12 protein-coding genes are annotated in these 10,680 nt (G+C 63.2%); 6 read left to right on the forward strand and 6 right to left on the reverse strand.

Features of this window, described 5'->3' with window-relative positions:
- Window positions 1-74 precede the first annotated feature (74 nt).
- Window positions 75-1,025, forward strand: coding sequence for a S1C family serine protease (locus tag NKI29_RS21795; RefSeq protein ID WP_352797206.1), 951 nt, complete (start codon window positions 75-77; stop codon window positions 1,023-1,025).
- On the opposite strand, the gene NKI29_RS21800 is transcribed toward NKI29_RS21795, so the two are convergent.
- Window positions 1,022-1,447, reverse strand: coding sequence for a VOC family protein (locus tag NKI29_RS21800; RefSeq protein ID WP_352797208.1), 426 nt, complete (start codon window positions 1,445-1,447; stop codon window positions 1,022-1,024). The genes NKI29_RS21795 and NKI29_RS21800 overlap by 4 nt on opposite strands.
- Window positions 1,448-1,513: 66 nt before the next feature.
- On the opposite strand from NKI29_RS21800, the gene NKI29_RS21805 reads away from it, so the two are divergent.
- Complete coding sequence (locus tag NKI29_RS21805; protein WP_023678286.1) at window positions 1,514-2,140, forward strand: TetR/AcrR family transcriptional regulator; 627 nt, start codon at window positions 1,514-1,516, stop codon at window positions 2,138-2,140.
- Here NKI29_RS21805 and NKI29_RS21810 read toward each other — a convergent pair.
- Entirely contained in the window at window positions 2,073-3,029 is a 957-nt protein-coding gene (locus NKI29_RS21810; RefSeq protein WP_023678287.1) for a LysR family transcriptional regulator, read from the reverse strand. The genes NKI29_RS21805 and NKI29_RS21810 overlap by 68 nt on opposite strands.
- A 110-nt stretch (window positions 3,030-3,139) precedes the next feature.
- Between NKI29_RS21810 and NKI29_RS21815 the strand changes: the two genes are divergently transcribed.
- The 3 genes from NKI29_RS21815 (at window position 3,140) to NKI29_RS21825 (ending at window position 7,871) form a co-directional block, all read left to right on the forward strand.
- Window positions 3,140-3,784 carry an FMN-dependent NADH-azoreductase gene (locus tag NKI29_RS21815; RefSeq protein ID WP_023678288.1) on the forward strand — a complete coding sequence of 215 codons (645 nt, stop codon included), beginning with the start codon at window positions 3,140-3,142 and terminating at the stop codon, window positions 3,782-3,784.
- A 131-nt stretch (window positions 3,785-3,915) separates the two neighbouring features.
- Window positions 3,916-5,298: a 3' terminal RNA ribose 2'-O-methyltransferase Hen1 gene (locus NKI29_RS21820; protein WP_352570978.1), complete on the forward strand. Its 1,383-nt coding sequence runs from the start codon at window positions 3,916-3,918 to the stop codon at window positions 5,296-5,298.
- Window positions 5,295-7,871 carry a polynucleotide kinase-phosphatase gene (locus tag NKI29_RS21825; RefSeq protein WP_352797211.1) on the forward strand — a complete coding sequence of 859 codons (2,577 nt, stop codon included), beginning with the start codon at window positions 5,295-5,297 and terminating at the stop codon, window positions 7,869-7,871. The genes NKI29_RS21820 and NKI29_RS21825 overlap by 4 nt, the downstream gene beginning before the upstream one ends.
- A gap of 8 nt (window positions 7,872-7,879) precedes the next feature.
- On the opposite strand, the gene NKI29_RS21830 is transcribed toward NKI29_RS21825, so the two are convergent.
- On the reverse strand, window positions 7,880-8,170 hold the full coding sequence (locus NKI29_RS21830) for an HlyU family transcriptional regulator (RefSeq protein ID WP_023678291.1): 291 nt from the start codon (window positions 8,168-8,170) through the stop codon (window positions 7,880-7,882).
- A 113-nt stretch (window positions 8,171-8,283) separates the two neighbouring features.
- Complete coding sequence (locus NKI29_RS21835) at window positions 8,284-8,967, reverse strand: PadR family transcriptional regulator (RefSeq protein WP_352570976.1); 684 nt, start codon at window positions 8,965-8,967, stop codon at window positions 8,284-8,286.
- Window positions 8,968-9,237: 270 nt separating this feature from the next.
- Here NKI29_RS21835 and NKI29_RS21840 point away from each other — a divergent pair, with 270 nt between their 5' ends.
- Window positions 9,238-9,495: a DUF2798 domain-containing protein gene (locus tag NKI29_RS21840; RefSeq protein ID WP_352570975.1), complete on the forward strand. Its 258-nt coding sequence runs from the start codon at window positions 9,238-9,240 to the stop codon at window positions 9,493-9,495.
- A gap of 62 nt (window positions 9,496-9,557) precedes the next feature.
- Here NKI29_RS21840 and NKI29_RS21845 read toward each other — a convergent pair whose 3' ends face one another.
- Both NKI29_RS21845 and NKI29_RS21850 read right to left on the reverse strand, forming a co-directional pair.
- Window positions 9,558-9,938 carry a thiol-disulfide oxidoreductase DCC family protein gene (locus tag NKI29_RS21845; RefSeq protein ID WP_352457540.1) on the reverse strand — a complete coding sequence of 127 codons (381 nt, stop codon included), beginning with the start codon at window positions 9,936-9,938 and terminating at the stop codon, window positions 9,558-9,560.
- A 210-nt stretch (window positions 9,939-10,148) separates the two neighbouring features.
- Window positions 10,149-10,442, reverse strand: a complete 294-nt coding sequence (locus NKI29_RS21850; RefSeq protein ID WP_023678296.1) for a GYD domain-containing protein — start codon at window positions 10,440-10,442, stop codon at window positions 10,149-10,151.
- Between the last annotated feature and the right edge of the window lie 238 nt (window positions 10,443-10,680).

The raw sequence follows: 10,680 nt of genomic DNA on the forward strand, positions 1-10,680 counted from the left end.
TGGTCAGGTCGCGGCCGGTCCGGCCGCTCCGCACATATAGGCATTGTTCATCTTGTTCCAAACGGAGCCCTCGGATGGCCCTGCCCGCCCAGCAATTGCAATATGACGATGCCCTTCTCGATGCCTATTCGGCGACGGTCGCCGATGCCGTCGACCGCATCGGGCCCGCCGTCTGCCGCATCGAGCGCATCGGTGGCCCGGGCGGCCATGGCTCCGGCTTCGTCATCGCGCAGGACGGGCTGGTCGTCACCAACTTCCACGTCGTCGGCGATGCGCGCAGCGTGCGCGTATCAATGCCGGATGGCGCCTCCAGGGAAGGCCGCGTGCTCGGCCGCGATCCCGACACCGACATTGCGCTGGTGCGCGCCGACGGCAACTTTGCCAACGTCGCGCCGCTTGGCGATTCCAAGCGATTGAGGCGCGGCCAGATTGCTATTGCCATCGGCAATCCGCTCGGCTTCGAATGGACCGTCACCACTGGCGTCGTCTCGGCACTCGGCCGCTCGATGCGTGCCTCCACCGGCCGGCTGATCGACGACGTCATCCAGACCGACGCCGCGCTCAACCCCGGCAATTCCGGCGGACCGCTGGTGTCCTCGGCTGGCGAGGTGATCGGCGTTAACACCGCGATGATCCACGGTGCGCAAGGCATCGCCTTCGCGGTTGCCTCCAACACCGCCAATTTCGTCATCTCGGAAATCATCCGCTTCGGCCGTGTGCGCCGTGCCTTCATCGGCGTTTCCGCCGACACCACCAACCTGCCGCGCCGCGCAGCCCTTTTGTCGCAAGTATCGAGCAGCACGGCGGTGCGCCTGCGCACCGTCGAAAAGAACAGCCCGGCGGCCAAAGCCGGCCTCAGGGAAGGCGACATTATTGCCGCCATCGACGGCCGTCCGGTCACCGGCGTCGACGATCTGGTGCGCATGCTCGACGCCGAGCGAATCGGCCGCGAGACACTGTGCACGGTGGTGCGCCGCTCCGGCATTACTCAGGTCACCGTGATGCCGTTGGCGCGGGCGAGTTAGCGCGCCGCAGCACCCTGCGCATATTGCGCCATAAATTCTGGGCTCGGCGGGATCGGCCTGATCACGTCGATCAGCACGCTATTGGGATCCCTGGTGATGAAATGGCGCTGGCCGAAGGGTTCGTCGCGTAGCGTCCGCAGGATCGGCAGGCCAGCGGCGGTGATCCGCTTATAGATGGCATCCGGATCCCTGACCTCGAAATTGATCAGCAGGCCAGATGTGCGGCCCCGCCCTTCCTCCGGGATCGTCTCATGATCGCCCTGGACGATGCCGAGGTTGACGCGACGGTCTTCGGCCGAGCGCAGATGCACGTACCAGTCGGCCTCAAACAGCGGCTTGAAGCCGAAATGCGCAACATAAAAGGCTGCCGTGCCGGCAACGTCGCTCGTCATCAGCACCGGATAATAGCTCGTCGTCCTCATCTTTCCTTCTCCCGGCAAATAACATACAGTCTGCAGGTAAATGGAATTAACATACAGGCTGCATGTATGCAACAAGGATCCGCTCGTCGCTCCAACCGTGATCGCACCGCCGCGACACGCGCCGAGCTCATCGCCGCGGCTCGCAAACTGTTCACCGAAAAGTCCTATGCCGAGACCGGCACACCCGAGATCGCCGCCGCTGCCGGCGTCACGCGCGGCGCGCTCTATCATCACTTTGCCGACAAGCAGGCGTTGTTTGCCGCTGTGGTCGAACAGGAGGCGCAAGCCGTCTCGGAAGAGATCGAACGCGCGTCGCCGCCTTCGCTATTTGCCCGCGATGCGCTGATTGCCGGCTCGGATGCCTATCTGGCTGCCATGCGTGCGCCCGGCCGTACGCGGCTCTTGCTGCTTGATGGCCCGGCCGTGCTGGGCCGCGCCGCCATGGATGCGATCGACAATCGCCATGGCAACCGTTCGCTGCGCGAAGGCCTTGTTGCCGCGATGCGCTCGCACTCCATGACGAGACTGCCTGTGGAAGCACTGACCGCTTTGCTCGCAGCCGCCTTCGACCGCGCAGCGCTCGCCATCGAAACTGGAGCATCGATCGAGGACTATCGCGCCGTTCTCATGGCGCTGATCGACGGCCTGTCTCCGGCTGCTCCTCAGGTATCTCACCCGGTTCGAACTCGTTGAAACAGCCTAGCTGGCGCTTGAACTGGTCGATCAGCCAGGCGGCCGCCGGTTTCGGGCTGCGATCGGCGCGGTGCATGGCATAGAGCGGCGAGCGGACTTCGCTGTAAGGCTCGAGATCGAGTTCGACGAGCCGGCCGGTCGCCAGATCATCGGCAATCAGCCATCGCGGCAGCCCGCCCCAGCCCAGCCCCTCGCGCATCAGCACGTGCTTGGTGCGCACATCCGTCAGCCGCCAGGTGCGGTAGGCGAAGACGCCATAGTCACGCCCGCGCGTACGCTCGGACTGGTCCGAGACGACCAGTTGGATGTGTTCGCGGACATCCTCTAGCGCCACTGGTCTCGGCAGCAGCGCCAGGGGGTGATCAGGCGCTGCGGCTGGCACCAGGGAGAAGAAGCCGATGCGAAGCAGATTCACGTCCGTCTCACCCAGAAGCCCCCCGATGCCGAGATCGGCCTGTCCGCCGACAACATGATCGAGGATAAGGCCAAGCGAGCCGATATGGAGACGCAGCGTCACGGCCGGGAACTGCGCCTCGAATGCCTTTAGCACCCGAACCAGAACCGGCGACGGTAGCGTCACGTCGACCGACAGCGTAACTTCCGCCTCCAATCCCTGCCGGTATCCGTCGACACGCGAGCGGATGCGTTGCAGCACGCCGACCATGCGCCGCGCATCTTCCAGCGTCGCCTTGCCGACATCGGTCAGTTGCGGTTCACGCGTGCCCTCGCGCTCGAACAGCTTCAGCCCGAGCTGCGCTTCGAGGTTGGCGATGGCGTAGCTGATCACCGATTGCGCGCGATTCAATTTGCGCCCGGCGGCCGAGAAGCTGCCGGTCTCGGCCACCGCAACCAGGATCTGCAGTTGGTCAAGCGTCGGGTTCGGTTGCATCGTTCAATCCACATTTTAGATGGATAATATACAAAATACACCAGTTTTTCAAATGGGTCTGCGCACACATATTTGCCAGGAGATTTTAATCCAACCCTGGAGACCCCATTATGTCCATCCTTCTTGTCACATCGAGCCCGCGCGGCGCTGCCTCGCACTCGACCCGAATTGCTACTGAATTCGCTGAAAAGCTTGTTGCCGCCGATCCGTCGAACACGCTTGTCGTGCGCGACCTCGTCGCCAATCCGTTGCCGCACATCGATGCCGATTATGCGACCGGCATCTACACGCCGGCCGAAGCGCGCACCTCACGCCAGGCTGAAGTCGTTGGCGTCTCCGATGTCGTGCTGGATGAACTATTCGCGGCCGATACGGTGATTCTCGCCACCGGCTTCATCAACTTCAACATCTCCTCGACGCTGAAGTCCTGGGTCGATCACATTGCCCGTTCCGGCAAGAGCTTTGCCTATGGCGAGAACGGCCCCAAGGGGCTCGTCACCGGCAAGAAGGTCTACATCGTACTGGCTTCGGGCGGCATCTATTCCGAAGGTGCGGCCGTGCAGTTCGATCACGCCATTCCCTACCTGCGCAGCGTGCTTGGCTTCCTCGGCATGACCGATGTCGAGGTCATCCGCATCGAAGGGGTCGGCATGGGCGCCGATGCGGTGGCAGCAGCGCTGGCCAAGGCCTCGACCAAGGTCGACGCCATTGTGGCTGCGACCGGAAATGCCGAGCGCGTGGCCACCGCGGCATAAAGCGTCAGCATCGTCTGAATTGTACAAGGGCAGGCGCCGGCGCCTGTCCTTGTTGTCGTTGGCGACAACCTATTGTGGTGGGCCACACAACCGCCATTGGTTATTCCGCTTGTCTGCGCTATCGGTCGCGGATGTTCCTTTCCGTTGCCACAACGCACCGTCCGGCCACCGATCTCGGTTTCTTGCTGCACAAGCATCCGGATCGCCTGCACGAGACCGACCTGTCTTTCGGCAAGGCGTGGCTGTTCTATCCCGAGGCAACCGAAGACCGTTGCGAGGCTGCACTCCTGCTCGATGTCGATCCTGTGGGACTGGTGCGGGGCAAGGGCCAGGCAGAAGGCCTGCTCGACCAATATGTGAACGACCGGCCTTACGCAGCATCATCCTTCCTGTCGGTGGCGCTGAACAAAATGCTGCGGACGGCGATGACCGGTATATCGAAGGAGCGCCAGGAACTGGCCGACAGCGAACTGCCGCTGGAAGCCGTGGTTACTCCACTGCCAATGCGCGGCGGTGAGGTTCTGGTTCGAAGTTTGTTCGAACCCATGGGCTGGACAGTCGATCTGACGCCAATCGAAGGAAACGGGGGTGCTGCAGGCGAGCCCCGATATGGCCATCTGAAGCTGACTGGCACGGGCCGACTCAGCGCCTTGTTGAACCACCTCTATGTGCTGATCCCGGTGATGGACGATGCCAAGCATTATTGGGTCGGCGAAGCAGAGATCGACAAGCTGCTGTCCAAAGGCGAAGGCTGGCTGGAAAACCATCCGGCCAAAGACCTGATCGTGCGCCGCTATCTTGGCAATCGCAGGGCCTTGACCCGCATCGCCCTGGAGCGACTGGCTCCCGAGACGGCTGGCGAGGCACAACCTGCCGAGTTGCGCGTCACGCCCGAGGAAGCGCTTGAGACGCCTATCCGGCTCAACGATCTGCGCATGGACGCAGTTGTCCACGCCATTCGGGCGACGGGAGGAACCACGGTTGCGGACCTGGGATGCGGTGAAGGCAAGCTGCTCGACAGGCTGGTGCGCGAGCGATGGATCCACAAGCTGTTCGGTCTGGATCCGGCGGCGCGCGAACTGGAATGGGCCGCAAAGCGTCTCAAGCTGAACGAATTAGGCGGGCCGCCCGAGGGCCGGGTCACGCTGCTGCATGGATCGCTGACCTACCGGGACAGCCGTTGGGCCGCAGCCGACATCGCCGTTCTGGTCGAGGTCATCGAGCATCTCGACGAGGACAGGCTGCCCCTGGTCGAACGCATCGTTTTCGGTGAGACGGCGCCCAAATCCGTCATCGTGACCACTCCGAATGCGGACTACAACGCTCTGTTTCCAAGACTGGTCTCTGGCGCATTTCGCCATCCCGATCACCGTTTCGAATGGAGCCGGGCTCAGTTCCAAGCCTGGGCGGCCAAAATCGGCGAGATCTATGGCTATGCAGCCACCTTCAGCGGTATCGGAGCCGAGGACCCGACCCTCGGCGCCCCCACACAGATGGCGGTGTTCACCCGATGAGAGAACCCGATAAGACCAACCTCACCATTCCTGACTTCGCCCTCGTCGTGCTGATCGGCTCGACCGGATCGGGCAAGTCGACTTTCGCCGCCAAGCATTTCCTGACGACCGAGATTATCTCGTCGGACCAGTGCCGGGCGCTGATCTCCGACGACGAGACCGACCAGGACGTCTCTGCGGATGCCTTCGATCTGGTTCGCGAAATAGCCGGCAAACGGCTTAAACACCGCAGGCTGGCCGTCATCGACGCCACCAATGTGCGAGCCGCCGACCGCAAGGCCTGGATTGAGCTGGCGCGCAAGTGGCACGCTTTGCCCGTCGCCGTGGTCCTCGATCCAGGCGTCGAGGTGTGCGTCGCACGCAATGCGGTGCGAGCCGACCGGCAGTTCGGCGCCGGGGTCGCCCAGCGCATGACAACCGAGATCCGCAAGGGTCTTGGCGCCCTGCAACGCGAGGGCTTCCGCCAAGTCTGGAAGCTTACCAGCGAGGCCAGCATCGACGCGGCCGAGGTGTCGCGACAGCCGCTGTGGACCGATAAGCGCGACGACCATGGCCCGTTCGATATCATTGGCGACATCCACGGCTGTTCGGATGAGCTTCATATCCTGCTCGCTCGATTGGGCTACAGCATCGTCTGGTCTGAGCATCAGGGCGACCGAACGGTCACCGTGGTCCCACCAGAGGGCCGCAAGATCGTCTTTGTCGGCGACCTCGTCGATCGCGGCCCCAACTCGCCCGACGTGCTGCGCATTGCCATGAGCATGGTCGCGGCTGGAACCGCATACTGTGTCCAGGGCAACCATGAAGGCAAACTCAGCCGCTGGCTAGAAGGCCGCAAGGTCACGGTCGCTCACGGCCTCCAGCAGACTGTCGATCAGCTAAATGCACAGGACCGAGGCCTGCGCGAGGCGCTGCCGGCCTTTCTCGACGGCCTGCGCAGCCATGTCTGGCTCGATGGCGGAGGCCTCGCCGTCGCCCATGCCGGCCTCAAGGAAGAGATGATCGGACGCGGTTCCGGCGCTGTGCGCGAGTTCGCTCTGTACGGCGAGACCACAGGCGAGACCGACGAGTTCGGGCTGCCCGTCCGCGCCGACTGGGCCGCGGCCTATCGTGGCAAGACGGCCATTATCTATGGACATACGCCCACGCTATCGGCTGAATGGGTCAACAACACCCTGTGCATCGACACCGGATGCGTATTCGGCGGCAAGCTGACGGCCTTGCGCTGGCCGGAACGCGAACTGGTCGAGGTGCCGGCAATCCAGACCTGGTCGGAGCCGATACGTCCGCTGGGCGGGTCCGGTCCCGGTAAATCGGCACAGGCCGACGCCGACGGCGTGCTCGATTATCAGGATGTCTCCGGTCGCCGTTGGATCGAGACCGGACTGAGGGGCCGGATTGTCGTGGCCGAGGAGAACGCGTCGGCAGCACTGGAGGTGATGAGCCGCTTCGCGCTCTCGCCGCAATGGCTGATCTATCTGCCGCCGACCATGTCGCCGTCCGAGACCAGCAGCCAGGACGGCTGGCTGGAACGTCCGGAGCATGCCTTCGCTTACTTCCGCGAGCGCGGCGTTGCGCAGATCGTGTGCGAGGAGAAGCACATGGGTTCGCGGGCAGTGATCGCGCTCTGCCGCAACGCGCAGGCGGCACGCAGCCGCTTCGGGGTCCCTGGCGACGAAACCGGCGCAATCTGGACCCGCACCGGACGCTCCTTTTTCAACGACAGTGCCATGACGGAGGGCCTGCTCGCCCGTCTCCGCGCCGAGGTCGACACGGCGGACCTGTGGAAGGAATTGAACAGCGACTGGCTGCTGCTGGACGCCGAGATAATGCCTTGGTCGGCCAAGGCCGGCAGTCTGATCGAAAGCCAGTATGCGCCTGTGGCCACATCCTCTGCCGCCGGTCTCAAGGCCAGCAGCGAAGCGCTGGCCCGTGCTATTGCGCGCGGCGTCGATGCAGCCGGCCTGAACGCACGCCTTGAAGACCGGGCCGTCCGCGCAGCCAAATACGCCACCGCCTGGGCGCCCTACGTATGGCCAGTTTCGGGCGTCGAGGACCTTAAGGCCGCGCCTTTCCACCTGCTGGCCAGCGAGGGACGTATTTGGTTTGACCAGGACCATGTCTGGCACATGTCGCTCGCGGACCGTCTGGCTGCCCGTGGCGGCGTGGTCACGCCGACTCGAAGGCGTATGGTTGATCTGGCCGACGGCGGCGCGTGTGCCGAGGCCGTCGCCTGGTGGGAAGCGCTGACTGGCTCAGGCGGCGAAGGCATGGTGGTCAAACCACGCGACTTCGTCAGCCGTGGCAAGAAGGGGCTCATCCAGCCGGCGCTGAAGGTCCGCGGCCCGGAATATTTGCGCATCATCTATGGTCCCGAATATGACGCGCCCGACAATCTCGTCCGCCTCCGAGAACGCGGCCTGGCCGGCAAGCGCAGCCTGGCGCTCCGGGAGTTCGCGCTTGGCCACGAAGCACTGACGCGATTTGTCGCCAAGCAGCCGCTACGCCGGGTTCACGAGTGTGTCTTCGCCGTGCTGGCGTTGGAAAGCGAGCCAATCGACCCAAGGCTGTAGTAGCCGATCTATCCGAAGATCTTTTCGCCTTGCTCGTCGACCAGCTGGATGCCCTTTTTAATCGAGATGTCGACGGCATCATCAAGCCCGGCAAAGCGGTCGGCGCGGATGAATTTGTGCTCCTTCATCACGCCGTCGATCTCCTTCGAAACCACGCCGCAGGTCTGGTACTGGCCCTCCGCCTTGTAGGGCGTGGCGCTGATCAAAAATCCCTTGTGCTCGATCTGCTTTGCCGGCGCCGCTGTCTTTGGCTCGGCGGCTTCGTTGCCTCCGCCGAAAAGACGCTTCAGAAAAGACATGGGGTATCCTCCAACGGCAATCATCCTGCACCACATAGCGCGGTGCAGGATGATTTTCAGTACCGGTCCTTGGCCGAGCGGGCAAGGGCCGCAGCTAGCTTGGCACTCAGAGATCAGTCGCGCGACAACGCTTCCAAGGCCTCTGCGGCAGCTTCCAATATGCTGATTGCCTCGGCCTGCTTTGCTTCAGGCGCATCGGCGATTTCGCCGAGCGCGGCGCGCAGCCGGTGGCGCACGGCGCGAAACTCGTCGCGCTTTTCCGAGCGGCCGCGGCCGCGCCGGCCGCCGTCCTCGCCTTCATCGTTCCAGCCGAACCAGTCGCGCGCCTTCGCCATCTTGCGGCCGAAGCGCTCGAGGTGGTCGAGCACGTGGTCGATCATCTCGCGATTTTCGTTGAGATGCGCCTGCCCCGCCTCGGTGATCGAAAACACCTTCTTGTTGCCTTCCGGCGCAGAAACGGCGTAGCCGGCCTCCTCCAGGAAGGTCAGCGTCGGATAGACCACGCCGGGGCTCGGGCTGTAGACGCCGCTGGTGCGCTCCTCCAGCGCCTTGATGATGTCGTAGCCGTGCCGCGGCGCCTCGGCCAGCAGCGACAGCGTGATCAGCTTGAGATCGCCGTCGGCCAGCATGCGGCCGGCGCGGAACATGTCGCCCGGCCCGCCGCGTCCGCCGCCTCTCATGCCATGCCCGAACGGGCCAAAGCCGCCGCGCCCACCGAACTTGCCGGCCATATGCATGAAAACGCGCTCGGCGTGTTCGCCAAAACGATGATGCCCGAAATGATCGCCTTTGTGCATTGTCTGCTCCTTGAGTTATGTCTTACGATATATCTCAACTAAGTGCCCGCCACGGTCGAGTCAAGATATATCTTACGATGTATCTGAAAATGGCACCAGCAGGATTGATTTCGCCAGCGAGGGCAGCTAGAGGGTGCATGAGGGCCGAAGGCCGCTCCGTAAGCGTCTGACGTGAAGCAACGCATCCACCCCGGTCGTTCCGGGCAGTTACGCCGACAATACCGGCGAATGGATGCAAGGCGACGAACCGGATGCTTCAGGGAAATCCAAATGACCATGAACACCCCGCGCAGTAAGCTGCCTGCGCGCTATGCCGCCGTGCTCGGCCCGCTGGTGCTGTCGTTGCTGATGACGTTCATCGTGTCGTTCATCTCGACACTGAAAAGCCTTGGCTTCCAGCCCGACATGCTGGCCACTTGGCTGACGGCTTGGGGTCTGTCCTGGCTGGTGGCCTTTCCGACGCTGCTGCTGGTGCTGCCGGCGGTGCGCTGCATCATTGGCTGGCTTTGCGAGCCCGCGGCTCGATAGCAGGGCACGCGAAAGGCCTGGAAACAATCTCCGGACCTTTCGGTGCGGAGCGAATAATACCGTTACCAGCGGCCTTTGCGCCGATTCCAGGCGTAGAGCAGATCGGCGAAACGATCATAGCCATAGCGCGTCAACGGCAGTGCGCCGGGATTGCCGAACAGCGTTGCGAGCCAGCCTTCGCCGGGCGTCGTCCGCCATACAGCAATGGCAACATCGGCGCCGGCCAGCAATTTGCCGTCGGCGTCGATCGCATACAGCCGGCGCCGGATGTCCTCCAGCCCGATGCCGTATCCGGCCAGCGCCGCCGGTTCGGCATTGATGTCGCGAAATTCGATCCGCCCGGCCTTGACCGCCTCGATCAGTCGCCGCTTCTGCCGGCTGATACCGGCATCGCAGACCGGACAGCGCGTATTGTACCAGACAGTCAGCAGAGGCTTGGCCATGTTTCGAAACGGCACCAGAGGACACGCACGGATTATCCGAGAAATGCCGTTGCGCCGCAACGTGACACGATACCGGCGGAATGGCCGGTTTCGCTGATCCAGGTCGCCCAAAGGGTACGCAGCGGTTTTACGATAACGACATGCATAAAAAGAAGAGCTTAAAGCGCGTCGCAAGGGCCGTTCAGCGCGACGCGCTTCAGGAGCAGCGGCTCACCCGAGCGAGGTGATGATCTCGCGATAGGCATCCTCCGGGAAAGCCTTGAGCGTCCGCGTCCTGACGTTGCCAGCCGTCGCCAGCATTAACGAGAAACGAGCCAAGACGGCATCGTCGGGCGCTTCGAGCACCGCCACCATGTCGCAATCCCCCATGGTGAGATAAAATGCCTTGAATGATCCGCCCATGTCTCCCAGCATCTTCTTGGCGGCATCGAGCCGCTTCGGCGACTCGCGCACGTTTTTGGCGCCTTGTTCCGTCCAGTTGATCAGCACGATGTAAGTTGTCATGGCACACCTCCCTCCGGGGCCACGGAGCACGGCGTCAACCGCCGGGGCGGGCATCCGGGTTTGTCGCCCAGAGAATGCGTCCGTCGCGGAATTATCCTCTCGTAGGGCACGACACGCAAGAGCGGCGCGTTCAATTGTCGTAAGCAGATGAGTTGTCCGGGTTAGGTAGCAGACGAGTTGTCCGGTTTGATCTTCAGCGAACGGAGGCTGGGGATGAGACGGGCAGCATGGCTACAGG

This window comes from Mesorhizobium sp. M0678, assembly GCF_040320505.1.
Classification (GTDB): Bacteria; Pseudomonadota; Alphaproteobacteria; order Rhizobiales; family Rhizobiaceae; genus Mesorhizobium.